Here is a 26,254-nt window from a genome sequence, read left to right as displayed (position 1 = left end):
CGGGGCGGGTGTTTTGGCGCGACCCCACCGCCACCCCCCCCCCCGCCGGGGGCCCCCCGCCCCGCCGGTCCGGGTCGGGGCCCCCGTGCGTGTGCGGGCCGCACCTTCGGGCCTGACGGCCCCGGGCGACCGGCTGCCGGCTACTGCTCCGCGCGGCCCCCGAGCAGCCCCTGGCCGAAGGAGATCCCCGGGAAGGGGCGCTCCGGGTCGGCGCCGCCGCCGGTGGTGCCCGCGGTGGCTCCGGCGATCGTCTGCCCGCCGGTCCGGGCGCCGGGCTTGTTGTCACCGCCCGGCTTGCCGGTCCTGCCCGGCTTGCTCGGGGTCGTCGGCGGCTGCCGGTTGCCGCGCGGGCCGCCGGCCGGGACGTTCGGCTCCGGGATGCTGACCGTGACGAAGCCGGGGGCCTCGCGCCCGGACAGTGCGCCGGTGACCGAGTCCTTCCAGATCGGGCCGGGCAGGCAGCCGCCGCAGACCTTGTCGTAGGGCGTGCCGCCGATCACGATGTCCTCCATCGAGATCTTCTTGGCGCCGCCGGAGCCGACCCACACCGCGCCCGACATGTTCGGCGTGTAGCCGACGAACCAGGCGTTGTAGCGGGAGTCCGTCGTACCGGTCTTGCCCGCGTTGTCGCGGTCCGTCAGGCCGGCCCGCTCACCCGTACCGGAGTCGACCACTCCGCGCAGCAGGGTGTTGATGGTGTCGGCCGTGTTCTGCGACATGGCGCGGTCGCACTTGGACTTCGGCACGGCGAGCGCCTTGCCGTGCGAGTCGGTGATCGACTCGATGGCGACCGGGGTGCAGTAGACGCCGCGGTTGGCGAAGGCCGCGTACGCGTTGGCCATCGTCAGCGGGGACATCTCCTCGGAGCCGAGCGCGATGGCCGGGCCGTCGGCCAGCTTCGCGCCGCTGGCCGGGACGACGCCGAGCTTCTGCGTCATCTCGGACACCGGGCAGAGGCCGATCTCGCCGATCATCTCCACGAAGTAGGTGTTGATCGACTTCTCCATGGCCGTCTTCAGCGCATAGGGGCCGACCTCCTGCTCGGTCTCGTTCTCCGCCGCTTCCTTCTCCCTGCGGTTGTTCAGGTACAGCGTGCCGTCGCAGCGGGAGATCGGGCTCGGGTAGTCCATCTTGTACGGGGCCGCGTACACCTGCGTCGGCGGCACGCCCCGCTCCAGCGCGGCGGCCGCGATGAAGGGCTTGAAGGTCGAGCCCACCTGGAAGCCGAAGTTGGAGCCGCCCATCCGCTTGTCGACGGAGTAGTTGATCTGGGTCTCGTTCTTCCCGAAGCCGTACGGCTTGGACTGTCCCATCGCCAGTACGCGCCCGGTGCCCGGCTGGACCAGGGTCACGGCCGTGGCGATCGAGTCCTCCTGGTAGACGTGCTCCTTGATCGACTCGTTGGCCGCGTCCTGCGACTGCGGGTCCAGGGTCGTACGGACCGTCAGGCCGCCCTGGTTCCAGACCTTCGCCCGCTCCTCGCGCGTCTTGCCGAAGACCGCGTCGGTCAGGAAGGTGTTGCGCACGTAGTCGCAGAAGAAGCCGGCGCCCTTGACCGCGGTGATGCAGCCGTTCCTCGGCTTCGTGACCTTCAGCGTGACGGGCTTGGCCTTCGCCTCGTCGGCCTCGGCCTGCGAGACGTCCTTCATGTCGGCCATCCGCTGCAGGACGATGTTGCGGCGCTTCATCGCCTCCTGCGCGTCGTTCACCGGGTCGTAGCGGCTCGGCGACTGCACGATGCCCGCGAGGAGCGCCGACTCCTCCAGGGCCAGGTCCTTGGCCGGCTTGCTGAAGTAGCGCTGGGCGGCGGATTCGACGCCGTACGCCTGCTGCCCGAAGTAGGTGATGTTGAGGTAGTTCTCGAGGATCTTCTTCTTCCCGAGCTCCTCCTCGACCTGGATCGAGTACTTCAGCTCGCGGATCTTGCGCCCGAGGCTCTTCTCCTGTGCCTCGCGGACCTTCGTCTCGTCGTCGCCGGCCTCTTCGACGAAGACGTTCTTCACGTACTGCTGGGTCAGGGTGGAGGCGCCCTGCGCGGCGCCGCCCTCCTGCGCGTTGCGGTTGACCGCGCGAAGGATGCCCTTGAGGTCGACCGCGCCGTGTTCGTAGAAGCGGGAGTCCTCGATCGCGACGATCGCCTTCTGCATGTACGGGGAGATCGCCGTGAGCGGGACCACCTGCCGGTCTCTCGAATAGACGGTGGCGATCAGGCCACCCTCGGAGTCCAGAATCGTGGTCCGCTGGCTCAACGGCGGAGTCTTGAGATTGGCCGGGATCTCATCGAACCCCTCGACCGTTCCCTTCGCCGCCAGGCCCAGGGCACCTGCCGCCGGGATGGCCATACCTGCCAGCACAACTCCGGAGAGAACGGACACCCCGAGGAACTTGACGGCCTGCTGGCTCCCCGTGAGCCCGCCGCCCGAGCGCTTCTTTCCCATGGAGGGCAGCCTACGTTCTCATTCACCGGACACACGCGAATGCCTTGGCCTAAGCTGTCCCCAACTGTCACAGCAGAGTGGTGCCACATCAACCCCCCGGCTTGATTTTCACCCTTCCCGAATGGGGTGGACTGATGTCCGAATCCCGCCCCCTGTGCCGTCCGAGCCCCGCCGGTAGTTCCCCGATTTCACCCGAATCGCCGGAATGGTCGGGCATGTCGCCGGATCACTCCGTCGGGTGATCTGCCGCTTACCCATAGTCCGTTCGGACCATTCAAGATTGGGCCCGTCGGGGGTGTTGCGCCGTGCCCGCCTTCCGTAACGTCCTCAACTGGCAGCGGTGAATATGCCGCTACCGCCGTGGGGGAGCCTCGATTCGGGAGAGGACGGCGCCGGGATGGGCTGGGTTACCGACTGGAGTGCGCAGGCAGCCTGCCGCACTACCGATCCGGATGAACTATTCGTTCAAGGAGCGGCACAGAACAGGGCCAAGGCGGTGTGCACCGGATGTCCGGTGCGGACCGAGTGCCTGGCCGACGCGCTCGACCATCGTGTCGAGTTCGGCGTGTGGGGCGGAATGACCGAGCGGGAACGACGTGCGCTGTTGCGCCGGCGCCCCACCGTCACCTCGTGGCGGCGGCTGCTCGAAACCGCTCGCACGGAGTACGAGCGCAGTACCGGCATCCTCACCATGGATGACGACACGGAGATGGACGTTCCGTACGAGACCTACGCGGCAGCCGGGTAACCCCCGGACGCCCCGTCGTACGAACGCCTACGCTCCGGCCGGAACCCCGGCCGCGAGTCGCTCTCCGATGGCCCGCAGCCCGGCGAGGTCGTGCACGTCGCCGGGCAGGGCGGCCACTTCGGCCACCGCCACTTCGGGGTGCAGTGAGGTGAAGCGGTCGCGTGTGCGCCGCTCACGCGCGATCACCTGCATCCTCTCGGCGTGCAGGCGCAGCAGCCCCGCCGTGATCACGTCGACCGTGATCGCGTCGTCGGCCGTTTCCGCCGCCGCCCCTCCTGCCGTCCGGGCCTCATGCCGGTCCTCGTTCCGGGCTCCGCTCCGGGGATCGTGCCGGTCCTCTCCGACCTCCGCGGTGTCGCTCTCGGCGCTGGGGGAGCCGGTCTCGGGGCTTTCCGCGGGAGCCCTCACGGCCTCGGGGGCCGTGTCACGAAGTCCAGCTTTCCCGGACTCCTGATCGACAATGCACCCCTCTTCAAGATTCTCTGCGGCGGCCAACGCCCGTTCCGCGGACAGCCCGTCGGCGCCGCTGCCGTGCACCCGGTTCAGTACGAGCCCGGCCAGGGGCATGCTCTCCGAGGCCAGCCGGTCCACGAAGTACGCCGCCTCGCGCAGGGCGTCCGGTTCCGGGGCCGCGACCACCAGGAACGCCGTCCCGGGGGCCTGGAGCAGCCGGAAGGTGGCGTCGGCGCGGGTGCGGAAGCCGCCGAACATCGTGTCCATCGCGGCCACGAAGGTCTGCACGTCCTTGAGCAGCGAGGCGCCCATCAGCTTGCTGAGGGTGCCCGTCATCATCGACATGCCGACATTCAGGAACTTCATCCCGGCCCGGCCGCCGACCTTCGCCGGAGCCATCAGCACCCGGATGAACTTCCCGTCCAGGAAGGACCCGAGGCGTTTGGGGGCGTCCAGGAAGTCCAGCGCGGAACGGCTCGGCGGGGTGTCCACGATGATCAGGTCCCAGTCGTCCCGGGCGCGCAGCTGGCCCAGCTTCTCCATCGCCATGTACTCCTGCGTGCCGGCGAAACCGGCCGACAGGGACTGGTAGAAGGGGTTGGCGAGGATGGCCCGGGCCCGCTCGCCGTCCGCGTGCGCCTCGACGATCTCGTCGAAGGTCCGCTTCATGTCCAGCATCATGGCGTGCAGTTCACCGCCGTCGGCCCCCACGGAGTCCACCCTGCGCGGGGTGTTGTCCAGCGAGTCGATGCCCATCGACTGGGCGAGCCGCCGCGCCGGGTCGATGGTGAGCACGACCGCCTTGCGCCCGCGGCCCGCCGCCCGTACGCCGAGCGCCGCGGCCGTGGTGGTCTTGCCGACCCCGCCCGACCCGCAGCACACGATGATCCGGGTCTTCCGGTCGTCCAGCAACCGGTCGACAGCCAGCCGCGGCGGAGTGTCCAGGCCCACGGTGTCCACCCCCTCGCTCATTCGGCCACCGTCTGCTTCCGCAGGTCCTTGGCGAGGGCGTAGAGCCCCGCCAGATCCATCCCCGCGCCCAGCAGGGGGAGTTCGTACGTCGGCAGGCCCAGGTCTTCCAGGACCGCGCGCTGCGCGCGCTCCAGCTCGACCCGGCCCGCGTGCTCGGCCGCCTGCGCGAGGAGCGGGTCCACGAGCCGCTCGGCCAGCCCGCCGCGGCGCGCCCCGCCGAGCCCCGCCCGGGACAGCGCCCCGGCCACACCGGCGCGGTGGTCCTCGGCGGCGGCGCGCAGGGTGTCCTCGTCGAGGTGGTGCGGCCGGACCATGTTGACGACGACACGGCCCACGGGCAGCCCGGCCGCCCGCAGCTCCGCGATGCCGTCCGCGGTCTCCTGGACCGGCATCTCCTCCAGCAGCGTGACCAGGTGCACGGCCGTCTCGGAGGACTTGAGCACCTTCATGACGGCCTGGGCCTGGTTGTGGATCGGCCCGAACCGGGCCAGGCCGGCCACCTCGTCGTTGACGTTCAGGAACCGGGTGATCCGCCCGGTCGGCGGCGCGTCCATGATCACGTGGTCGTAGACGAACCGGCCGGACTTGTCCTTGCGGCGGACCGCCTCGCACGCCTTGCCGGTCAGCAGCACGTCCCGCAGCCCGGGTGCGATCGTCGTCGCGAAGTCGATCGCGCCGAGCTTCTTGAGGGCCCGGCCCGCCGACCCGAGCTTGTAGAACATCTGGAGGTAGTCCAGGAGCGCCCGCTCGGCGTCGATGGCGAGCGCGTAGACCTCACCGCCCCCGCCCGGCGCGACGGCGATCTTGCGCTCCTCGTACGGGAGCGCCTCGGCGCCGAAGAGCTGGGCGAGGCCCTGCCTGCCCTCGACCTCCACGAGTAGAGTCCGTCCGCCCTCGCGTGCGAGGGCGAGCGCGAGTGCGGCGGCGACCGTGGTCTTGCCGGTGCCGCCCTTGCCGCTGACCACCTGGAGCCTGCTCACAGCGACCGAGCCTAACCACTCGGCCCACGGGCCGCGCATGAGGCCCGCACCTCAGGCACTACCCTCGCTCCCATGACCAAGAAGTTCGAATACGCGACCGTCCCGCTGCTGGTCCACGCCACCAAGCAGATCCTGGACACCTGGGGCGAGGACGGCTGGGAGCTCGTCCAGGTCGTGCCCGGGCCGAACAACCCCGAGCAGCTGGTGGCCTACCTCAAGCGGGAGAAGGCATGAGCGGCGTCGTCGAGGCGAAGCTGGCCGAACTGGGCCTGACCCTGCCCGAGGTCGTCCCGCCGCTGGCCGCGTACCAGCCGGCCGTGCGGTCGGGCGCGTACGTGTACACCGCCGGCCAGCTGCCGATGGTCAAGGGCAACCTGCCGGTCACCGGCAAGGTCGGCGCCGAGGTCTCCGCGGAGCAGGCCAAGGAGCTCGCCGCCACCTGCGCGCTGAACGCCCTGGCCGCCGTCAAGTCGGTCATCGGCGACCTCGACAAGATCGCGCGTGTCGTGAAGGTCGTCGGCTTCATCGCCTCGGCCCCGGACTTCACCGCCCAGCCCGGCGTGCTGAACGGCGCCAGCGAGCTGCTCGGACAGGTCCTCGGCGACAAGGGCGTGCACGCCCGCAGCGCGGTCGGTGTGGCCGTCCTGCCGCTGGACGCCCCGGTTGAGATCGAGATCCAGGTAGAGATCGCCTCGTCCTGACGGCGGTCTGACGGCGGCCGGGCGGCGGTCCGACGATGGTCGGATGACGACTCCGAGGCGTCCCCGGCCGTTCGAGGTTCCGAGGGCGCCGCGCGGGCGGCCTCCGCCCACGGGTGGAGGCCGCCCGCACGGCCCCGTCCGCACGGCCCCGTCCGCGCGGCCCCGTCCGCACGGCCCCGTCCGCACGGCCCCGTCCGCACGGCCCCGTGCCGCCGTGGCGGAACCGGTCCGCCGCGGTGCGGCGGGCGCGCGGGGCGCAGCGGCGGGCGGCCCTCGAACATCGGGCCGGATGGCCGTAGCATCCCGCCATGCCGAATGGTCAGTACGGTCAGCAGCAGCCCCCCGCCGGAGGCCAGTGGTACCCGCCGGAGTGGCCCGACCGCATCCGCGCGCTCGCGGACGGCTCGATCACCCCGGTCGACCCGCGGCGGGCCGCCACCGTGATGCTGCTGCGCGACACCCCCGCCGGACCCGCCGTGCACATGATCCGCAGACGCGCCTCCATGGCCTTTGCCGGAGGGGCGTACGCCTATCCCGGCGGCGGGGTCGATCCGCGCGACGAGGAGCACCAGGTCGGCTGGGCGGGCCCCTCACGGGCCGACTGGGCCGCCCGGCTCGGGACCGATCCGGCGAGCGCGCAGGCGATCGTCTGCGGCGCGGTGCGCGAGACCTTCGAGGAGGCGGGCGTCCTGCTCGCCGGCGAGACCCCGGACACCGTCGTCGGCGACACCACCGGTGACGACTGGGAGGCCGACCGGCAGGCGCTCGTCGCCCGCGGGCTGTCCTTCGCCGAGTTCCTCGACCGCCGCGGCCTGCGGCTGCGCTCCGACCTGCTGGGGGCGTGGGCGCGCTGGATCACGCCGGAGTTCGAACCGCGCCGCTACGACACCTGGTTCTTCGTCGCGGCCCTCCCCGAGGGCCAGCGCACCCGCAACGCCTCCACCGAAGCCGACCGGACTGTGTGGATCCGCCCCGCCGAGGCGGCCGCCGGGTACGACGCGGGCGAGCTCCTGATGATGCCGCCCACCATCTCCACCCTGCGCTCCCTGGAGCCGTACGGGAGCGCCGCCGGGGCGCTCGCCGCAGCCGCTGCGCAGGACCTCGCGCCGGTCCTGGCGCGGGCCTCGCTGGAGGACGGGCAGCTGGTGCTCAGCTGGCCGGGCCACGACGAGTTCACCAAGCGAGTGCGCCCGGGAGGCCCCGCATGACCGACGCCGCCGCACTCCCCGGACAGCCCCGCGGGGTGGTCGCCTCGGGACCGGCCACCGCCCGCGCGGTCAACGTCCTGGCCCCCAACGCCTCGGCGATGACCCTGGACGGCACCAACACCTGGCTCCTCTCCGAGCCCGGCTCCGACCTGGCCGTCGTCGTCGACCCCGGCCCGCTGGACGAGGGGCACCTGCGCGCCGTCGTCGCCGCCGCAGAGCAGGCCGGCAAGCGGATCGCGCTCACGCTGCTCACCCACGGCCACCCCGACCACGCGGAGGGCGCCGGCCGCTTCGCGGAGCTCACCGGCACCAACGTCCGCGCCCTGGACCCGGCCCTGCGCCTCGGCGACGAGGGCCTGGGCGCCGGGGACGTGATCCGGACCGGCGGGCTGGAGCTGCGCGTCGTCCCCACGCCCGGCCACACCGGCGACTCGCTCTGCTTCCACCTGCCCGCCGACCGGGCCGTGCTGACCGGCGACACGATCCTCGGGCGCGGCACCACGGTCGTGGCGCACCCCGACGGCCGCCTCGGCGACTACCTGGACTCGCTGCGCCGGCTGCGCTCGCTCGCGGTCGACGACGGGGTCCACACCGTCCTGCCGGGCCACGGACCGGTGCTGGAGGACGCCCAGGGGGCCGTGGAGTACTACCTGGCGCACCGCGCCCACCGTCTGGCCCAGGTGGAGACGGCCGTGGAGAACGGTTGCACCACCCCGGCGGCGGTCGTCGCCCGCGTCTACGCGGACGTGGACCGCTCCCTGTGGCCGGCGGCCGAATGGTCCGTCCGGGCGCAGATCGAGTACCTTCGTGATCACGGACTGATCCCCGGGGGGCCCGAGTGAACGACCTCGTCCTGTGGGCGGCGGTGATCGCCGTGGCCGCGGGGATCACCTCCACGCTGGCACTGCGCATCCGGCGCCTGGAGCGCACCGCCGACCGGGCCGAGCGGCGCCTGGGGCTGCTGCTGGACCACCTCGGCGTGGCCGAGCCCGAGCCGGCCGGCCTGGACGGGGTACGGGCCCTGCTGCGGGAGGGCCGCACGATCGAGGCGATCAAGGCGTACCGGGGTGCCACCGGCGCCGGCCTGGCGGAGGCCAAGGCGGCCGTCGAGGCCCTGGAAGCCCGCCGCTAGCCCGTCCCGTCCCGTCGGGCCGCCGTCGCGGCGGCCGATCCGCCCGCTTCCGTGCCGCGGCAGGCATGCCGCAGGGCAGTCCCGCACGGCCCGTGGGCCCGTCCGGGGCTAGCGGGTGGCGCAGGGGTGCCCGTACCGGTCGCAGGCGCGTCCGCGGTTACTCCTGCGGCGCGGCCGGCGCTGTACGGCGGTAGGCGCCCGTACGGCCCGCTGACCCGCCCGGCGCGTGGCGCCCTTAGGGCCCGTGGGCCCGTCACGAGCGGCATGTGTACGGCCCGGAGGCCTCCCGGCCCCAGGGCCTGCCGGCCGTACGGCCCGTGGGCCCGTCCCGGGCCTGCGCGGCCCCTCCCGTACGCGGGAACGCGAAAGGGGCCCCGCCCGGCCGGGCAGGACCCCTCGACGGCTCAGAGCGGCGTCGGTGTCAGCGGGACCGCTTCGCGAGGCGCTCCACGTCCAGCAGGATCACCGCGCGCGCCTCCAGGCGCAGCCAGCCGCGGCCGGCGAAGTCGGCCAGGGCCTTGTTCACGGTCTCGCGGGAGGCGCCGACGAGCTGCGCGAGCTCCTCCTGCGTGAGGTCGTGCACCACGTGGATGCCCTCCTCCGACTGCACGCCGAACCGGCGCGACAGGTCGAGGAGCGCCCGCGCCACGCGGCCCGGGACGTCGGAGAAGACCAGGTCGGACATCTGGTCGTTGGTCTTGCGCAGGCGCCGGGCGACGGCGCGCAGGAGCGCGGTGGCGACCTCGGGCCGGGCGTTGAGCCAGGGCTGCAGGTCGCCGTGGCCGAGGCCGAGCAGCTTGACCTCGGTCAGCGCGGTGGCGGTGGCCGTGCGCGGGCCCGGGTCGAAGAGCGACAGCTCGCCGATCAGCTCGCCGGGGCCGAGGACGGCCAGCATGTTCTCGCGACCGTCGGGGGAGGTCCGGTGCAGCTTCACCTTGCCCTCGGTGACCACGTACAGCCGGTCGCCGGGGTCGCCCTCGTGGAAGAGGGCGTCACCGCGTGCGAGGGTCACCTCGCCCATGGAGGCGCGGAGCTCCGCGGCCTGCTCGTCATCGAGCGCCGCGAAGAGCGGGGCGCGCCGCAGAACGTCGTCCACGAATCTCTCTCCTATGTCGACCAGCTCAGGGGACAGTGCCCCCATTTTGCCGGACGGCTCAAACAGTGCGATCAATCACAAGGATGCCGGACGGACGGGTGTGCTGGGTGGTGGGAGACCAATCGGGGTGGTGTTACCTGAGGTCCGGGCGGGTGTCAGCGGCCGGCCTTAGGCTGGCCGGGTGTCCAATAAGCCGGTGAGAGCACAGGCCAAGGGGTCCGCAGGAGTGACGGCGGCCCATAATTCAGCCGTGGGCGAACAAGTCCCCGGGAGGGTGTCCGCGGAGGCCCTGGGACCCCCGGAGGGCAAAGTTTCGGCCAAGAAAGCGCAGTCGGCCCGACCCGAATCCCGTCTGGCCATGGTGCGCCGGGCCCGGCGCATCAACCGCGAGCTGGCCGAGATATACCCGTACGCCCATCCGGAGCTCGACTTCCGCAATCCCTTCGAGCTGCTCGTCGCAACGGTGCTGTCCGCCCAGACCACCGACCTGCGGGTGAACCAGACGACCCCGGCCCTGTTCGCCGCGTACCCGACGCCGGAGGACATGGCCGCCGCCGCTCCCGAACACCTGGAGGAGCTGATCCGGCCGACCGGGTTCTTCCGCGCGAAGTCCCGCTCCCTGCTCGGGCTCTCCAAGGCCCTGCGGGACGACTTCGGCGGGGAGGTGCCGGGCCGGATCGAGGACCTGGTGACCCTGCCCGGTGTGGGCCGCAAGACGGCGAACGTGGTCCTCGGCAATGCGTTCGGCGTCCCCGGGATCACCGTGGACACCCATTTCGGGCGGCTCGTGCGCCGCTGGAAGTGGACCGAGCAGGAGGACCCGGAGAAGGTCGAGGCGGAGATCTGCGCGATCTTCCCCAAGAGCGAGTGGACGATGCTCTCGCACCGGGTGGTCTTCCACGGCCGCCGGATCTGCCACTCCCGCAAGCCCGCCTGCGGGGCCTGCCCGATCGCCCCGCTCTGCCCGGCGTACGGAGAGGGCGAGACCGATCCGGAGAAGGCGAAGAAACTGCTCAAGTACGAGAAGGGCGGCCAACCGGGCCAGCGCCTGACCCCGCCCCCGGACTACCCGGGCCTCCCGGCGCCGCCGCTGGGCGCCCCGGCGCCCTGAGGGCCGGTACGGGCCGGCGCAGGCGACCGGGCACGACGACCGGGCACGACGACCGGGCACGACGACCGGGCACGACGACCGGGCACGACGACCGGGCACGACGACCGGGCAGGGCGGCCCGGGCGGCGTCCGCGGCGCCGGGCGGGGTCGGAGTCGCGGCCGCGGCGCCGCACCGCAGGAACGAATCGGTACCCGGGCCGCGTTGGCGGTGCGGGGGAACACGGACAGGGGTGCCTATGACCGGGGCTACGCAGAACCGCCGGACCGACTCCGGCACGGCCGGGCGCGAGGCCCCGTACGGCCACTCACGCGGCAGTACCGCCCTCAGCACCGTCGGGCTGCCCGACTGGCTCGATCCCGTCGTGCAGGCCGCGCGGACGGTCCGGCCGACCCAGCTCAGCCGCTTCCTGCCGCCCGAGGACGGCCGCGGCCGGCAGTCCGCCGTGCTGATCCTCTTCGGCGAGGGCCCCCGCGGCCCCGAGCTGCTCCTCATGGAGCGCGCGGGCAGCCTCCGCTCCCACCCCGGGCAGCCCTCCTTCCCCGGCGGCGCCCTCGACCCCGAGGACGGCGACCCGCACACCACGGGCCCGCTGCGCGCCGCGCTGCGGGAGGCGGAGGAGGAGACCGGCCTGGACCCCGCCGGGGTGCAGCTCTTCGGAGTGCTGCCCCGCCTCTACATCCCGGTCAGCGAGTTCGTCGTGACCCCGGTGCTCGGGTGGTGGCGGTCCCCCAGCCCGGTCGGCGTGGTCGACCCGGCCGAGACGGCCCGGGTGTTCACGGTTCCCGTGGCGGATCTCACGGACCCCCGGTTCCGGGTCACGGTCGTGCACCCGAGCGGCCACCAGGGTCCGGCTTTCACCGTTGAATCGGCTCTGGTCTGGGGTTTTACCGCCGGAGTGATCGACCGGATCCTGCACTTCGCGGGCTGGGAACGCCCGTGGGACCGTTCGCGGCACGTCCCGCTCGACTGGCGCGCATGAGACGGTGGCCCACGTGAACGTGCTGGACATCCTGTTGCTGGTCGCCGCCGTGTGGTTCGCGATCGTGGGCTACCGCCAGGGGTTCGTCGTCGGCATCCTGTCGGTGATCGGCTTCCTCGGCGGTGGTCTCATCGCCGTGTCCCTGCTCCCGCTGATCTGGGACCGGGTGACCGACAACGGCACCCAGGTGTCCACCACCGTCGTCGTCATCGCCGTCGTCTCGATCATCATCTGCGCCTCGATCGGCCAGGCCCTGACCACCCATCTGGGGAACCGGCTCAGACGCCACATCACCTGGTCGCCGGCGCGCGCGCTCGACGCGACCGGCGGCGCCCTCGTCAACGTGGTCGCGATGCTGCTGGTGGCGTGGCTGATCGGCTCGTGGGTCGCCGTCACCTCCCTGCCCACGGTGGGCAAGGAGGTCCGCACCTCCAAGGTGCTGACGGGCGTGTCGCGGGTCCTGCCGGACCAGGCGGACACCTGGTTCTCGGACTTCAGCTCCACCCTCGCGCGCAACGGGTTCCCGCAGGTGTTCAGCCCGTTCTCCAACGAGCCCATCACCGAGGTGCGCGCGCCGGACCCGGCGCTCGCCCGCAGCCCCGTCACCGAGCAGGCCAAGCGCTCCATCGTGAAGGTCGTCGGCACCGCCTCCAGTTGCAGCAAGGTGCTGGAGGGCACCGGGTTCGTCTTCGCGCCCGGCAAGGTGATGACGAACGCGCACGTCGTCGGCGGGGTGTCCGAGCCGACCGTGCAGATCGGCGGCGAGGGCCGGCTGTACGACGGCAAGGTCGTGCTCTACGACTGGGCGCGCGACATCGCCGTCCTGGACGTGCCGAAACTGAAGGCCCCGCCGCTGGAGTTCATCGACAAGGACGCGGCGAGCGGCAGCGACGCCATCGTGGCCGGCTTCCCGGAGAACGGCGGGTACGACGTCCGCGCGGCCCGTGTCCGAGGCCGCATCAACGCCAACGGCCCGGACATCTACCACCGGGGCACGGTGCGCCGCGACGTCTACTCGCTGTACGCGACGGTCCGCCAGGGCAACTCCGGCGGCCCCCTGCTCACCCCCGACGGCAGGGTGTACGGGGTCGTCTTCGCCAAGTCCCTGGACGACCCGAACACCGGTTACGCGCTGACGGTGGACGAGATCCGCGACGACATCCGGATCGGAAGGACTGCCGACCGACGGGTCGACAGCCAGAGCTGCGCCCTGTGAGCCGTACGGGAGGGTGAGCCCGTACGGCCGGCAGGACGAGCGGGCTTCCTGCGTCCGCCCGTCTCGCTGCGTCGGCCTGTCTGGCTGCGTCCGCTCGTCTCGCTACGTCCGCGGATGGCGGAGGCGCGCCGAGACCCAGCGGGCCCTGCGGCGCAGGATGCGCGGAATTCCGAGCCGGAGGTCGTGGCCGTGGCGGCCAGTCCTCTCGCGGGTGCCCGGCACGGTGGCCGAGCGTCGTTCGTATGCGGTGTCACCGTGGTCGTGCGTCCAGCTCATACATCGAGCTGTGCCCGTGCCCCAAGGTCGGTAATCCCGTTCGGGGCGGCCAATCGGCCTATGCGCCAGGCAAATGAATGCTTGTCATACAAGCGTGGCGCACGTGCCGTTCGCCGTTCAGCGGTCCGGCTCGGGGTCCTTGAGCCAGTTCACCAGCTCGGTGGTGAAGGCCGCCGGATCCTCCTCGTGCGGGAAGTGGCCGAGGCCCTCGAACAGCCGCCACCGGTACGGGGCTTCGACGTACTGCCCGGAACCGGCCGCGCTGCGCGTCCGCATGACCGGGTCCAGCGAGCCGTGCAGGTGCAGGGTCGGCACCCGCACCGGCCGCTTCATCCGCCGGTTGAACTGGAGCCCGTCGGGCCGCGCCATCGACCGCATCATCCAGCGGTACGGCTCGACCGAGCAGTGCGCGGTGGACGGGATGCACATCGCCCGCCGGTACACCTCCAGGTCCGCGTCCTCGGGAGGCAGCGGACCCGACCAGTCCCGGATCAGCTCCGCCACGAGCGCCCCGTCGTCGGCGACGAGCTGCCGCTCGGGGACGAACGGGCGCTGGAAGCCCCAGATGTGCGAACTGGCGCGGGTCTGGCCGAAGTCGGACAGCATCGCGGAGCGCCAGCGGCGCGGGTGCGGCATCGACGACACGACGAGCCGGCGCACCAGCTTGGGCCGCATCACGGCGGCCGTCCAGGCGAGGTAGCCGCCCAGGTCGTGCCCGACGAGGGCGGCGTCCGGCTCGCCGAGGGAGCGTACGACCCCGGTGATGTCGAGCGCGAGGTTGGCGGGGTCGTAACCGCGGGGGGTGCGGTCGCTGCCGCCCACTCCGCGCAGGTCCATCGCGACCGCCCGGTACCCGGCGTCGGCGAGGGCCGCCATCTGGTGGCGCCAGGTCCACCAGAACTGCGGGAAGCCGTGCAGGAGCAGCACCAGCGGGCCGTCGCCGAGCTCGGCGACGTGGAAGCGGGCTCCGTTGGCGGCGACGTCCCGGTGGGTCACCGTCCGCCCGCCGGGGAGGCCGAGCCGCACCGCCGTGGCAGCAGTGGGGGGAGTGCCGGGGTCGGGTGTGGGCGCTGTCATGAGGACGAGCGTGCCACACCCACCACCTGGTCACTCACCGGCCGCGGATGCGGCTTGACGGTGCCGACGAGCGCCGCGGTCCGCTTGACGGACTCGATGGTCTTCGTCGGCGGCTTGACCTTCTTGAACTTCGCCACCGCGAGCAGTCCGACCAGGCCCGCGATCAGCCAGAACGCGCCGCCGACGATGAGGAAGGACCACGCGAGCCCGAGGCCGAGGTTGTGGATCCCGTAGGCCGCCGCGAAACTCAGTACGGGGAGGGAGAACAGGATCAGGACGCCCGCCACGATCGCCGCGCCGCTGCCGATGCCCGCGCGCTTGACGTCCTGCTTGATCTCCACCTTGGCGAGGGCGATCTCGTCGTGCACCAGGGCGGACATCTCGGCGGTGGCCGAGGCGACCAGCTGGCCGAGCGTGCGCTCGGCTCCTCGTGCCCCTTGGTCCACTGCGCTCATCGCTCTCTCCCTCTGTCGTCTGCCGCCGGCGGCTGTCCTCCGTCGTCAGTCAGATCATGCCGGACGGTCGGCCTCGGCGCTGGACCCGGATGCCTCCGGGGCGTCGGCGGCACTCGCCGCAGCGGCCCTGCGGCGGTGCTCGGCGGCCTTCGCCTCGTGGATCAGGGCCATCCGCAGGTGGTATTCGGGATTGCCCTCCTCGTAGACGTCCGGGATGCCGTCGAGGTCCTCGTCGCGCTCCTCGGCCTCGGTGAGGGCGCGGTACCTGCGGTTGCGGAGCTTGAGCATGACGGCGGCGACCACGGCGGCGATCAGGGAGCCGATCAGGACGGCGGCCTTGACCTCGTCGGTGAGGACGGGGTCGTCGGTGAAGGCGAGTTCGCCGATGAGGAGGGAGACGGTGAAGCCGATGCCGGCGAGCGTGGCCACCGCGAGCACGTCGGGCCAGGCCAGGTCCTCGTTCAGCTCGGCCTTGGTGAAGCGGGCGGCCAGCCAGGTGCCGCCGAAGATGCCCACGGTCTTGCCGACGACCAGGCCGAGCACCACGCCGAGGGTCTCGGGGCGGGTGAAGACCTGGGCGACGGCCTTGTCGGAGAGGGACACGCCGGCGGAGAGGAGCGCGAAGAAGGGCACGGCCAGACCGGCCGACAGGGGCCGGACCAGGTGCTCGATGCGCTCGCCGGGGGAGTGCTCCTCGCCGTCCTGGCGGGAGCAGCGCAGCATCAGGCCCATTGCCACGCCGGCGATGGTGGAGTGGACGCCGCTGTTGTACATCAGGCCCCAGATGACCAGGGCGAGCGGGACGTAGACGTACCAGCCGCGGACGCCGGCGCGGAGCAGGAACCAGAAGAGGGCGAGCCCGAAGACGGCGCCGCCGAGCGCCGGGAAGTTGATCTCGCTGGTGAAGAACACCGCGATGATCATGATGGCGAAGAGGTCGTCGACGACCGCGAGGGTCAGCAGGAAGGCGCGCAGGGCGGACGGCAGCGAGGTACCGATGACCGCGAGGACCGCGAGGGCGAAGGCGATGTCGGTAGCGGTCGGGACCGCCCAGCCGTCCATCGATCCGCTGCCGACGGTGTTGACCGCGACGTAGACCAGCGCGGGCGCGGCCATGCCGCAGAGGGCGGCGATCACGGGGAGGGCGGCGGCCTTGGGGTCGCGCAGGTCGCCCGCGACGAGTTCGCGCTTGAGCTCGATGCCGGCGACGAAGAAGAAGACGGCGAGGAGGCCGTCGGCCGCCCAGTGTTGGAGCGAGAGGTCCAGGCCGAGGGAGGAGGGGCCGATGTGGATGTCGCGGACGCTGTCGTAGCTGTCGGCGATCGCGGGGACGTTCGCCCAGACGAGTGCGGCGATGGCGGCCGCGAGCAGCAGTACGCCGCCGACCGTCTCCGTGCGCAGTGCGTCGGCGACGAAGCGGGCCTCGGACAGCGAGAGCCGGCCGAGGAACGTGCGGCGGGGGGCGGGCGCGGGCGTCTCCACTGGGGGCACCTCCGGGTCGGTCGACGGCATGGCTCATGCAGTTGCCGACCAGACTTCCCGGCGCACCCTGTGTTCCGCGGCCGTCACGAGGGACGGCTCTCAGACTTTACAGGGCGCACAGTCGTATCGGATGATCTTCACCTTAAACGGACGGAGGGCGTCCGGCGCGGTGCGCCGGACGCCCTCCACAGCCTGTGGACCGCCGTCGGGTCAGTCCTCGCCGCCCGCGGTGGGGAGCTTGGACTGGATCAGGTCCATGACCGAGGAATCGGCCAGGGTGGTGACGTCGCCGACCGCGCGGTTCTCTGCCACGTCGCGCAGCAGGCGGCGCATGATCTTGCCGGAGCGGGTCTTCGGCAGCTCCTGGACCGGCAGGATGCGCTTGGGCTTGGCGATGGGGCCGAGGGTGGCGCCCACGTGGTTGCGGAGCTCCGCGACCAGGGTGTCGGTCTCGGAGGCGGTGCCGCGCAGGATGACGAAGGCCACGATGGCCTGGCCGGTGGTCTCGTCGTTGGCGCCGACCACGGCGGCCTCGGCGACCGAGGGGTGCGAGACGAGTGCCGACTCCACCTCGGTGGTCGAGATGTTGTGGCCGGAGACCAGCATGACGTCGTCCACCCGGCCGAGCAGCCAGATGTCGCCGTCGTCGTCCTTCTTGGCGCCGTCGCCCGCGAAGTACTTGCCCTCGAACCGCGACCAGTAGGTGTCGATGAAGCGCTGGTCGTCGCCCCAGATGGTGCGCAGCATCGAGGGCCACGGCTCGGTGAGGACGAGGTAGCCGCCCCCGCCGTTCGGGACTTCGTGGGCCTCGTCGTCGACGACGGTGGCGGCGATGCCGGGCAGCGCGCGCTGCGCCGAGCCCGGCTTGGTCTCGGTGACGCCCGGCAGCGGCGAGATCATCATGGCGCCGGTCTCGGTCTGCCACCAGGTGTCCACGATCGGGCAGCGGTCGCCGCCGATGTGCTTGCGGTACCAGATCCAGGCCTCGGGGTTGATCGGCTCGCCGACCGAGCCCAGCACGCGCAGGCTGGAGAGGTCGAACTTCGCGGGGATGTCGTCTCCCCACTTCATGAAGGTGCGGATCGCGGTCGGCGCGGTGTACAGGATGGTGACGCCGTACTTCTGCACGACCTCCCAGAACCGGCCCTGGTGCGGGGTGTCCGGGGTGCCTTCGTAGATCACCTGGGTGGCGCCGTTGGCGAGCGGCCCGTAGACGATGTAGGAGTGTCCGGTCACCCAGCCGATGTCGGCCGTGCACCAGTAGACGTCCGACTCGGGCTTGAGGTCGAAGACGGCGTGGTGGGTGTACGCGGCCTGGGTGAGGTAGCCGCCGGAGGTGTGCAGGATGCCCTTGGGCTTCCCCGTGGTGCCCGAGGTGTACAGGATGAACAGCGGGTGCTCGGCGTCGAAGGCCTGCGGGGTGTGCTCGGCGCTCTGCCGCTCGACGATCTCGTGCCACCAGACGTCGCGGCCCTCGGTGAAGGCGGTGTCCTGGCCGGTGCGGCGTACGACGAGCACGTGCTCGACCTGCGGGCACTTGGCGACGGCGGCGTCGATGGCGGGCTTGAGGGCGCTCGGCTTGCCGCGGCGGTAGCCGCCGTCGGCGGTGATGACCAGTTTCGCGTCGGCGTCCTGGATGCGGGAGGCGACGGCGTCGGCGGAGAAGCCGCCGAAGACCACGGAGTGCGCTGCGCCGACGCGGGCGCACGCGAGCATCGCGACGACCGCCTCGGGGATCATCGGCAGGTAGACGGCGACGCGGTCCCCGGCCTGCACGCCCAGCTCGGTCAGGGCGTTGGCCGCCCGGGAGACCTCGTCCTTGAGTTCGGCGTAGGTGATCGCGCGGCTGTCGCCGGGCTCGCCCTCGAAGTGGATGGCGACCCGGTCGCCGTTGCCCGCCTCGACGTGGCGGTCCACGCAGTTGTAGGCGACGTTCAGCTTGCCGTCCGCGAACCACTTCGCGAAGGGCGGGTTGCTCCAGTCGAGCGTCTCCGTCGGCTCGGTGGCCCAGGTCAGGCGCCGGGCCTGCTCGGCCCAGAAGCCCAGCCGGTCCGCATCGGCCTGCGCGTACGCAGCCTCGGTCACATTGGCGGCGGCGGCCAGATCGGCGGGCGGTGCGAACCGCCGCTCCTCCTTGAGCATGTTGGAGATGGAAGGACGCTCGGACATTTGTGGGGCTCCCAACACGCGACACCGAATGGTGTAGACCAATCACACAGCTGCGTGGAATTCTTCTGCGTGCGGTACGAGTTGGTCAACCCCCCATCGATCCTGACATCTGCGACGGCTCGAATACAGCCGGTGTCCGGGCCAGGCGTGTCGGGTGCAGCGGGAACGGCCCTCCCCGCTCCGGGGAGCGGGGAGGGCCCGGGGGCGCCGCGGGGGAGGCGGGAGGCAGACGGGAGGGAGGGCGGGAGACAGACGGGAGGAAGGGCGGGAGGCGGCCGGTCAGGCGTTCTGGCCGACGCTGTCGAAGACCCGGCAGTCGAAGAAGTCCTCGCCCTCGGAGAGCAGGTAGGCCTGGGCCTCGCCCACGTGGAAGTACATGCCGTGCAGCTCCAGCGTGCCCTCGGCCAGCCTCCTGGCCACCGATTCGTGGGCCCGCAGGTGCTCCAGCTGCTGCACCACATTGGTCAGGCACAGCTGCTCCACGGCGTCCGCCGGAAGCCTCCCCGCGATCCGGGCCCAGGCGTGGTGGCGGCTGGCCATCCGCTCCAGGCTCGGCAGCCCGTGCCGCAGCCAGCGGCGCAGCGGGGTCGTCGGAGTCCCGGGCGAGGAGGTGAGCAGGGCCTGCATGGCGCCGCAGCCCGAGTGTCCGCACACCGTGATGCTGTCCACTTCGAGCACGTCCACGGCGTACTCGATGGCCGCCGCGACCGAGTCGTCTCCGGACTCCGCGCCCGGCAGCGGGACCAGGTTGCCGACGTTGCGGACGGTGAACAGGTCGCCCGGGCCGCTGGCCGTGATCATGCTGGTCACCAGGCGCGAGTCGGCGCAGGTCAGGAAGAGCTGCGAGGGGCGCTGCCCCTCGCGGGCCAGCCGCGCCAGCTCGTCCCGCACATGGGGTGCGGTGTCCCGCTGGAACGCGCCGATGCCGTTGGCCAGCTGACCGGCGCCGCGCCGGCGGGGGGCGGGGGAGGGGCGCTGCGAGAGCGGCTGCGCCTCCTCGGCGACCGCGTCGGCGCTCCCCGAGGCCCGGTGGTCGCAGTGGTTCTGCCACGGAGTCCACGGTCGGCAGCACTGGTGGCCCCCGCGCTGTGCGGAGCGCCGGGACCGCTCGCCCCGCTGGACGCGGTCGGCGAGCCCGGCCCGGTCGGTGCGGTCGGTGCGGCCGGGGGCGCCGAGGAGGCCGGCCCGGTCGGAACGCTCGCTCTCGGAGGCATGGGCCTCCGCCCCGGAGCGGCCGCTGACCTCCACCGAGCCCCCGTGTGCCAGATGGGAGTCCTGCCAGTCCTTCAGCGTCTCGTAGGCCGCGTGGTCCATGAAGGAGCCGTCCAGCTCGATCAGGACGCGCCGGTCGTGCGGGATCTGGTTCAGCACCCGGCTCAACCGGGGCACGGCGAGGAAGGTCAACTGACCCCTCACAAAGACGCGCAGGCTCCCGTCGTCCACCTGCTCGGAGGTGATCCGTGTGCGGGCCAGCCGGTGCAGGGCGAGCGCCACGGCCACCGCGATGCCGATGGCCACGCCCTCCAGCACCCCGCCGAGGACCACGGCCGCGATGGTCGTCCCGTAGACCAGGATCTCGCGGTGCCGGGAGACGCTGCGCAGGTGGGTGATGTTGACCATCTGCACGCCCACCGCCATGACGAGCGCGGCCAGTGCGGCGAGCGGGATCAGGTCGAGGACGGGGACCAGCAGCCCGGCCGCCAGGAGCACCCAGAAGCCGTGCAGCATGGTCGATCTGCGGGTGGCCGCACCGGACTTGACATTGGCCACGCTGCGGACGGCGACACCCGTGATGGGCAGCCCGCCGAGGGCTCCGGAGACGATGTTGGCCGCGCCCTGCCCGCGCAGTTCCCGGTTGAGGTCGGCGCGCGGCGGTCGGTCGGCCGTGCCCCGCTCGGAGGCGATCAGCTTGTCGGTCGCGACGGCGGACAGCAGGGATTCCACACTGCCGACCAGGGTGATGGTCAGGACGGCCGCGATGAGGCCGAGGATCGGACCCTCGGGCAGTTCCGGCAGGGCGTGGCTGCGCCAGGACGGCAGGTCCACGCGGGGGAGGGTGAGCCCCGCCAGGGCGGCGAAGGCGGTGGCCGTGGCGACGGCGGCGAGCGCGGCCGGCACCTTGCGCAGGGCGCGGCCGGCCGCGCCGGGCAGTCGCGGCCAGCCGAGCAGGACAACGAGCGTAAGCGCGCTGACGCCGAGGGCGACCGGATGCAGGTCGGCCAGCTGTCCCGGCAGGCCGCGGACGTTGGCCACGGCGGAGCTCTGCGGGGTGCCGCCGAGCACGATGTGCAGCTGGGCGAGCGCGATGGTCACGCCGATGCCCGCGAGCATGCCGTGCACGATGGCCGGGCTGACCATGAGCGCGGACCGGGCGGTGCGCAGTGCGGCGAGCCCGAGCTGACAGCAGCCGGCCAGCACCGTGATCGCGCAGGTGGTGCGCCACCCGTAGTGCTGGATCAACTCTGCGGTGACGACGGTGAGTCCGGCGGCCGGGCCGCTCACCTGGAGCGGTGCGCCGCCCAGCCGTCCGGCGACGATTCCGCCGACGGCCGCGGCGACCAGGCCGGCCTGGAGCGGTGCGCCGGTGGCCAGGGCGATGCCGAGGGAGAGCGGCAGGGCGATCAGGAAGACGGCGGTGGAGGCGGAGAGGTCGGCAGAGAGGTCCTTGCGGGCCTTCGCCTTCGCCTTCGTGGGGGTGGGGGAGGTGGTCGTCATCAGGTCCCGTCTCCTCGGGGGAGGGGTGAAGCGGCGGGAGTCTCAACACTCGGTAAATGGATGGTAATGGAGAGTAAAGGGGATTGGTGAGTAATGCGGTCAAATGGCCTATGGATTAGCGCTCAAGAGTGATTAAGCATTTTGTCCGGCTTGTCATACCTTCCTCAAAGTGGACCGCATGGGACGTTGCGGCGCGGAAGTCCTGCGATGGAACTGCGAGGGAGAGGTGGGGCGGATGATCGCCGCCACGAAGAAGATCGCCGGCGGCCTGGTCGCCACGGCGCTGGTGCTGGGTGCTGCCGGCTGCGGCGCCTCGGACCCCGCCGAGAGCCCGGCCCCCGGGGGCCAGGCCAGGAAGGGCGCCGCCGCCCCGGAGGCGCCGGGCAGCGTCAACCGGCCCATCGGTGACGGCTCGACCGCGTACACCGGCTCGCAGCCGAACGTACAGAGGCCGCAGAAGCTGAAGCCGGGCGAGAAGCCGCCGCAGTTCGTGGTCTTCTCGTGGGACGGCGCCGGCGAGGACAGCCAGAGGCTCTTCTCGCACTTCCGTGACGTGGGCAAGAAGTACAACGCCCGGATGACGTACTTCCTCAGCGGCGTGTACCTGCTCCCGGAGGAGAAGCGGAACCTCTACACGGCCCCGCAGCACGAGGCGGGCCGCTCGGACATCGGCTTCGGCGACCTCCAGGGCATCAAGGACACCGCCACCCAGGTGCGCGCGGCCTGGCTGGAGGGCAATGAGATCGGCACCCACTTCAACGGACACTTCTGCGGTCCCGAGGGCGGGGTGGGCACCTGGTCCGTGGACGAGTGGAAGAGCGAGATCAACCAGGCCAAGTCCTTCGTCAAGAACTGGAAGACGAACGCGGGCCTGAAGGGGATGGAGGCGCTGCCCTTCGACTACGACAAGGAGCTCATCGGAGCCCGCACCCCCTGCCTCGAAGGCCAGAAGAACTTCATGCTGGCCGCGAAGGACATGGGCTTCCGCTACGACTCCAGCGGCATCAGCAAGCAGATCTGGCCCAAGAAGACCGAGGGCCTCTGGGACCTGCCGCTGCAACTGGTCCCCCTGCCCGGCCGCGCCTTCGACACGCTGAGCATGGACTACAACTACATGGTCAACCAGTCGGGGACGACCTCGCAGGGCGACCCGTCGCAGCACGAGTACTGGGGCGACCAGATGCGCGACGGCCTGCGCCAGGCCTTCGACCGGGTCTACCAGGGCAACCGCGCGCCGCTGATCATCGGCAACCACTTCGAGTCCTGGAACGGCGGCACCTACATGCGCGCCGTCGAGGAGTCCATCAAGGGGATGTGCACCAAGCCCGAGGTCCGCTGCGTGCCCTTCCGCGAGCTGGTGGACTGGCTGGACGCCCAGGACCCGAAGGTCCTCGCGTGGATGCGCACCCTCGACGTCGGCGAGACGCCGAAGGAGGGCTGGTCCAGGTTCCTGACCGCGGGGCCGCCGGCGGCGCCGGCCACCCCGGCGGCCCCCGCGGACGTCACGCCGGCTGAGGAGCAGGCCGAAGCGGGTGCGGACGAGGACTGACCACCGCACCCGCGTCCCCGACGGGCTCCACACCCCCGACCCCCTCGCGCAGGACGAACTCGGGGTCGACCTGGTCCGCCAGGTCGGCCCCGGTCCTGGCGTTGCCCCAGCTCTCCGCGTTCTTCAGGTGGAAGTGCACCATCTGCTCCGTGTACCGGTCCCAGTCGCGGTGCGCGTACGAGTCGTCGGCCGCGTCCTGGAGCGCCTGCAGGGCGAGCCGGTTCGTCGCCTCCAGCAGCTCGAAGGCGGCCGGGCGGCCCTTCTCCATCGCCCGGACCCAGTCCGAGTGGCCGACGGTGACCAGCAGGTCCTCGCCCACCTCGTCCTGGAGGAACTCGATGTCCTCGGGGCCCTGCACCTTGTTGCCGACGACCTTGAGCTCGACGCCGAAGTCCCGCGCGTACTCCTTGTACTGACGGTAGACCGAGACGCCCTTGCGGGTGGGCTCGGCGACGAGGAAGGTCACGTCGAAGCGGGTGAACATGCCCGAGGCGAAGGAGTCGGACCCGGCCGTCATGTCGACGACCACGTACTCGTCGGGTCCGTCGACGAGGTGGTTGAGGCAGAGCTCGACCGCGCCGACCTTCGAGTGGTAGCAGGCCACGCCCAGATCGGCCTCGGTGAACGGCCCGGTGGCCATGAGCCGTACGGGCTCGCCGTCGAGCAGGAGCGTGCGGGCACAGGCCTCGTACACCGGGTTGTCCCCGGTGACCCGCAGCAGGCGCGAGCCCCGGCCGGGCGGAGTGGTCTTGATCATGGTGTCGGCGGAGCCGATCCGCGGATTCGACCCCCGGAGGTACTCCTTGATCAGGGGCAGGTGCGCGCCCAGGGCGGGCAGCCCGGCGGCCTCGTCCTCGTCGAGACCGAGGGCGGCGCCCAGGTGCTGGTTGATGTCGGCGTCCACCGCGACGACCGGGGCTTCGTTTGCGGCGAGGTGGCGGATGAAGAGGGAGGACAGCGTCGTCTTCCCGCTGCCGCCCTTTCCCACGAAAGCGATCTTCATGTTCACCAAGCGTAGTGGAGTCGTCGCCCCGTGTGGTCGAGGTGAGTGAAGAAGACCACTCCAAGGAGGGGTCGGTGCCGGGGGTGTGCAGTGCGTAGGCTCCCTACTTATGAGTAGCGCTGCTGACCCGCTGGCCCCGCTGGCCGGGCTCCCGGGTGTCGCCGATTCCGTGGATTCCGTACGCAAGGCCGTGGACCGGGTCTACGGGCACCGGGTGATGCGGCGGCGGAGTGCCGAGATCACCTCGGAGGCCGCCCTGCGCGGTGCCCGCGGGAGCGCGGCGCTGTCCGGGGCCGACTGGGCGCTGGAGGAGGTGCGCAGGCGCACCGACTTCGGATCGGAGCCGGAGGCCCTGGTGGTGGGCGCCGCGCTGCGGCTCACCGCGGAGGCTGGCCAGTTGTTGAGCATCTGGCGGCAGTCGCCGCTGCGGGTCCTGGCGCGCCTGCACTTGGTGGCGTCGGGGTCGACGGCGGACGGGGATGTGGTGGGACGCCCCCGGCTGGCGGGCGAGCCGGTGAGTGAACCGCTGGTGGACCTCCCGCTGCCGAGCGCGGAGGAGGTGGCCGGGCGGCTGGACGGCCTGACCCGCCTGATCATCGCGGGCGGCCCCGCCCCGGCGCTGGTCACGGCGGCGGTGGTGCACGGCGAGCTGCTGGCCCTGCGGCCCTTCGGCTCGTACAACGGCCTGGTCGCGCGGGCGGCGGAGCGCATCGTCCTGATCAACAGCGGGCTGGATCCCAAGGCGATCTGTCCGGCGGAGGCGGGCCACGCGGAGCAGGGGACCGCGGAGTATCTGGCTGCCTTCGAGGGCTACGTCTCCGGGACCGCGGAGGGGATGGCTGCCTGGATCGCCCATTGCGGTCGTGCGGTCGAGCTGGGGGTCCGCGAGTCGACGGCGGTCTGCGAGGCACTCCAGCGGGGCGCGGCCTGACCTTCGGGGCCTTCCGGGCTGACCTTCGGGGCCGTACGTACCCCGGACGCGGGTTGCGGCGACACCGTCTTGCCTTGGTGTCGCCGCTCGCATTCCCGCCCAGTTACCAAGCGTCCTCGAAGTTTGCCCATCAGGTCGGGAGCTTTGCCCGTTACCTGGTGCGGCTGGCCCGTAATCGACGGGTCGACGTCGCGTGGGTGCTCGGCGTTCCTGCTTCGGTCCGTGGGCCTTACTGCGTTTTAAAGATGATCCTCTCGGATGTTCTTTGGTCTCGCGGGCCGTTGGTTCCTTTCTACTCCGCTTCGGAGACATGCGGAAGCCCTGGCCGTACTTCTTTACTTTCCGGGGCGATATCGGGCCAATCGGGCGGCCGGTACGGCCACGTTTCGGGACGTTCGGGACCTTTCGGCGGGGTCAGTCGAGGGGGCCGGTCGGCGGAATCAGCCGCCGGCCGCGGCCAGGGCGCCGGCCCGGCGCCGGCTCGCCCACCAGACGAGCCCCGCGGTGGCGGCCGCCGCTCCCACGGCCGCAGCGGCGACCAGCGCCGGACGGGCGGGCATGGACAGGCCGGGGAACCGCTGCTTCAGGCGCACCGGCCGGTTGAAGACGAGGACCGGCCATTCCCGGGCCACCGCCTCACGCCGCAGGGCCCGGTCCGGGTTGACCGCGTGCGGATGTCCGACCGCCTCCAGCATCGGGACGTCGGTGAACGAGTCGCTGTAGGCGTAGCAGCGGGCGAGGTCGTAGCCCTCGGACTCGGCGAGTTCGCGGACGGCTTCGGCCTTCGTGGGCCCGTAGGCGTAGTACTCGATCTCCCCGGTGAAACATCCGTCGTCCCCCACGACCATGCGCGTGGCGACGACGCGGTCCGCGCCGAGCATCTCGCCGATCGGCTCGACGACCTCGGCGCCGGAAGTCGACACGATCACGACGTCGCGGCCGGCCGTGTGGTGGGCCTCGATGAGGGAGGCGGCCTCGTCGTAGATGATCGGGTCGATGAGGTCGTGCAGGGCCTCCGCGACGATCTCCCGCACCTGCTGCACGTTCCACCCCTTGCAGAGGGCGGACAGGTACTGGCGCATCCGTTCCATCTGGTCGTGGTCGGCGCCGCCGGCCAGGAAGATGAACTGCGTGTACGCGGTGCGCAGCACGGCCCGCCGGTTGATCAGGCCGCCCTGGTAGAAGGACTTGCTGAACGTCAGGGTGCTCGACTTCGCAATGACCGTCTTGTCCAGGTCGAAGAAGGCTGCGGTGCGAGGCGAGGAGTGCGGCAAGGGCTGATTTTCCACGCACCGAGCATATGCGCCCACCATTCGGCGTAAGGTGTGGCGCGTGGGTTTGCCTGAGAAGCCTCTCGGGTACACCATGGAAGTCACGGATCGTTCGCGACCGTGCTAACCCGGTCTGGCTCCTCCCCCCCCGAGTCGGACCGTGGGGACGACCCCCGCTCTCCCCCCCGGCGGGGGTCGTCGCATGTCCGGACGCGGTTCGCGTCCCCCTCTTCGGCCCCAGGTGACCATTCCCGAGCTCCTTCCTGTCGAGCGGGGCCCACGCGGCGAAGA

General features: G+C 71.7%; 22 protein-coding genes. 11 read left to right on the top strand and 11 right to left on the bottom strand.

Features of this window, described 5'->3' with window-relative positions:
• Positions 1 to 140 precede the first annotated feature (140 nt).
• Positions 141 to 2,438, bottom strand: a complete 2,298-nt coding sequence (locus ACFWU6_RS07430) for a transglycosylase domain-containing protein (protein ID WP_383805988.1) — start codon at positions 2,436 to 2,438, stop codon at positions 141 to 143.
• 397 nt (positions 2,439 to 2,835) lie between these two features.
• Here ACFWU6_RS07430 and ACFWU6_RS07425 point away from each other — a divergent pair, with 397 nt between their 5' ends.
• The gene (locus ACFWU6_RS07425) at positions 2,836 to 3,186 is read left to right on the top strand and encodes a WhiB family transcriptional regulator (RefSeq protein ID WP_383979297.1); all 351 of its coding nucleotides are present in this window, start codon (positions 2,836 to 2,838) and stop codon (positions 3,184 to 3,186) included.
• Positions 3,187 to 3,213: 27 nt separating this feature from the next.
• Here the strand turns inward: ACFWU6_RS07425 and ACFWU6_RS07420 are convergent, their stop codons facing one another.
• Positions 3,214 to 4,611: an ArsA family ATPase gene (locus tag ACFWU6_RS07420; protein ID WP_383979166.1), complete on the bottom strand. Its 1,398-nt coding sequence runs from the start codon at positions 4,609 to 4,611 to the stop codon at positions 3,214 to 3,216.
• The gene (locus ACFWU6_RS07415) at positions 4,608 to 5,591 is read right to left on the bottom strand and encodes an ArsA family ATPase (protein ID WP_383979163.1); all 984 of its coding nucleotides are present in this window, start codon (positions 5,589 to 5,591) and stop codon (positions 4,608 to 4,610) included. Before ACFWU6_RS07415 ends, ACFWU6_RS07420 begins: the two co-directional genes overlap by 4 nt.
• 72 nt (positions 5,592 to 5,663) lie before the next feature.
• Here ACFWU6_RS07415 and ACFWU6_RS07410 point away from each other — a divergent pair, with 72 nt between their 5' ends.
• The 5 genes from ACFWU6_RS07410 (at position 5,664) to ACFWU6_RS07390 (ending at position 8,632) form a co-directional block, all read left to right on the top strand.
• Entirely contained in the window at positions 5,664 to 5,825 is a 162-nt protein-coding gene (locus ACFWU6_RS07410; RefSeq protein ID WP_007264966.1) for a DUF4177 domain-containing protein, read from the top strand.
• Positions 5,822 to 6,292 (top strand): RidA family protein, encoded by a 471-nt coding sequence (locus tag ACFWU6_RS07405; RefSeq protein WP_383805996.1) that lies wholly within the window; start codon positions 5,822 to 5,824, stop codon positions 6,290 to 6,292. Before ACFWU6_RS07410 ends, ACFWU6_RS07405 begins: the two co-directional genes overlap by 4 nt.
• Before the next feature lie 308 nt (positions 6,293 to 6,600).
• Complete coding sequence (locus ACFWU6_RS07400) at positions 6,601 to 7,500, top strand: NUDIX hydrolase (RefSeq protein ID WP_383805998.1); 900 nt, start codon at positions 6,601 to 6,603, stop codon at positions 7,498 to 7,500.
• Complete coding sequence (locus tag ACFWU6_RS07395; RefSeq protein ID WP_383806000.1) at positions 7,497 to 8,342, top strand: MBL fold metallo-hydrolase; 846 nt, start codon at positions 7,497 to 7,499, stop codon at positions 8,340 to 8,342. Before ACFWU6_RS07400 ends, ACFWU6_RS07395 begins: the two co-directional genes overlap by 4 nt.
• Complete coding sequence (locus ACFWU6_RS07390; RefSeq protein ID WP_383806002.1) at positions 8,339 to 8,632, top strand: hypothetical protein; 294 nt, start codon at positions 8,339 to 8,341, stop codon at positions 8,630 to 8,632. The genes ACFWU6_RS07395 and ACFWU6_RS07390 overlap by 4 nt, the downstream gene beginning before the upstream one ends.
• A 421-nt stretch (positions 8,633 to 9,053) precedes the next feature.
• Here the strand turns inward: ACFWU6_RS07390 and ACFWU6_RS07385 are convergent, their stop codons facing one another.
• Positions 9,054 to 9,728 carry a Crp/Fnr family transcriptional regulator gene (locus ACFWU6_RS07385; protein ID WP_003981529.1) on the bottom strand — a complete coding sequence of 225 codons (675 nt, stop codon included), beginning with the start codon at positions 9,726 to 9,728 and terminating at the stop codon, positions 9,054 to 9,056.
• A 274-nt stretch (positions 9,729 to 10,002) separates the two neighbouring features.
• Between ACFWU6_RS07385 and nth the strand changes: the two genes are divergently transcribed.
• The 3 genes from nth (at position 10,003) to ACFWU6_RS07370 (ending at position 13,035) form a co-directional block, all read left to right on the top strand.
• A complete protein-coding gene (gene nth, locus ACFWU6_RS07380) occupies positions 10,003 to 10,839 on the top strand; it encodes an endonuclease III (RefSeq protein ID WP_383979295.1) in 837 nt (278 codons plus the stop codon).
• A gap of 236 nt (positions 10,840 to 11,075) precedes the next feature.
• On the top strand, positions 11,076 to 11,819 hold the full coding sequence (locus ACFWU6_RS07375) for an NUDIX hydrolase (RefSeq protein ID WP_383979159.1): 744 nt from the start codon (positions 11,076 to 11,078) through the stop codon (positions 11,817 to 11,819).
• A gap of 13 nt (positions 11,820 to 11,832) precedes the next feature.
• Positions 11,833 to 13,035: a MarP family serine protease gene (locus ACFWU6_RS07370; RefSeq protein ID WP_383979156.1), complete on the top strand. Its 1,203-nt coding sequence runs from the start codon at positions 11,833 to 11,835 to the stop codon at positions 13,033 to 13,035.
• A 393-nt stretch (positions 13,036 to 13,428) separates the two neighbouring features.
• Here ACFWU6_RS07370 and ACFWU6_RS07365 read toward each other — a convergent pair whose 3' ends face one another.
• The 5 genes from ACFWU6_RS07365 to ACFWU6_RS07345 all read right to left on the bottom strand — a co-directional run bounded on the left by ACFWU6_RS07365 (position 13,429) and on the right by ACFWU6_RS07345 (position 21,209).
• Positions 13,429 to 14,388, bottom strand: coding sequence for an alpha/beta fold hydrolase (locus ACFWU6_RS07365; RefSeq protein WP_383806008.1), 960 nt, complete (start codon positions 14,386 to 14,388; stop codon positions 13,429 to 13,431).
• Entirely contained in the window at positions 14,385 to 14,843 is a 459-nt protein-coding gene (locus tag ACFWU6_RS07360; protein ID WP_383806011.1) for a phage holin family protein, read from the bottom strand. The genes ACFWU6_RS07365 and ACFWU6_RS07360 overlap by 4 nt, the downstream gene beginning before the upstream one ends.
• A 54-nt stretch (positions 14,844 to 14,897) precedes the next feature.
• Positions 14,898 to 16,355: a Na+/H+ antiporter NhaA gene (gene nhaA / locus ACFWU6_RS07355; RefSeq protein WP_383979153.1), complete on the bottom strand. Its 1,458-nt coding sequence runs from the start codon at positions 16,353 to 16,355 to the stop codon at positions 14,898 to 14,900.
• 180 nt (positions 16,356 to 16,535) lie between these two features.
• Positions 16,536 to 18,494 (bottom strand): acetate--CoA ligase, encoded by a 1,959-nt coding sequence (gene acs, locus ACFWU6_RS07350; RefSeq protein ID WP_383806015.1) that lies wholly within the window; start codon positions 18,492 to 18,494, stop codon positions 16,536 to 16,538.
• A gap of 279 nt (positions 18,495 to 18,773) precedes the next feature.
• Positions 18,774 to 21,209: a bifunctional SulP family inorganic anion transporter/carbonic anhydrase gene (locus ACFWU6_RS07345; RefSeq protein WP_383979150.1), complete on the bottom strand. Its 2,436-nt coding sequence runs from the start codon at positions 21,207 to 21,209 to the stop codon at positions 18,774 to 18,776.
• A 235-nt stretch (positions 21,210 to 21,444) separates the two neighbouring features.
• Here ACFWU6_RS07345 and ACFWU6_RS07340 point away from each other — a divergent pair, with 235 nt between their 5' ends.
• Complete coding sequence (locus tag ACFWU6_RS07340) at positions 21,445 to 22,758, top strand: hypothetical protein (RefSeq protein ID WP_383806019.1); 1,314 nt, start codon at positions 21,445 to 21,447, stop codon at positions 22,756 to 22,758.
• Here the strand turns inward: ACFWU6_RS07340 and ACFWU6_RS07335 are convergent.
• A complete protein-coding gene (locus ACFWU6_RS07335; protein WP_383806021.1) occupies positions 22,712 to 23,761 on the bottom strand; it encodes an ATP-binding protein in 1,050 nt (349 codons plus the stop codon). The genes ACFWU6_RS07340 and ACFWU6_RS07335 overlap by 47 nt on opposite strands.
• Before the next feature lie 109 nt (positions 23,762 to 23,870).
• Here ACFWU6_RS07335 and ACFWU6_RS07330 point away from each other — a divergent pair, with 109 nt between their 5' ends.
• Positions 23,871 to 24,692: an oxidoreductase gene (locus ACFWU6_RS07330; protein ID WP_383979148.1), complete on the top strand. Its 822-nt coding sequence runs from the start codon at positions 23,871 to 23,873 to the stop codon at positions 24,690 to 24,692.
• A gap of 440 nt (positions 24,693 to 25,132) precedes the next feature.
• Here ACFWU6_RS07330 and ACFWU6_RS07325 read toward each other — a convergent pair whose 3' ends face one another.
• A complete protein-coding gene (locus ACFWU6_RS07325) occupies positions 25,133 to 26,005 on the bottom strand; it encodes an HAD family hydrolase (protein ID WP_383979145.1) in 873 nt (290 codons plus the stop codon).
• Positions 26,006 to 26,254 lie beyond the last annotated feature (249 nt).

Source organism: Streptomyces sp. NPDC058674, assembly GCF_042716505.1.
Taxonomy (GTDB): domain Bacteria; phylum Actinomycetota; class Actinomycetes; order Streptomycetales; family Streptomycetaceae; genus Streptomyces.
Note: the sequence above shows the minus strand (reverse complement) of the source record. Positions and strands in the feature narration are given on the sequence as shown.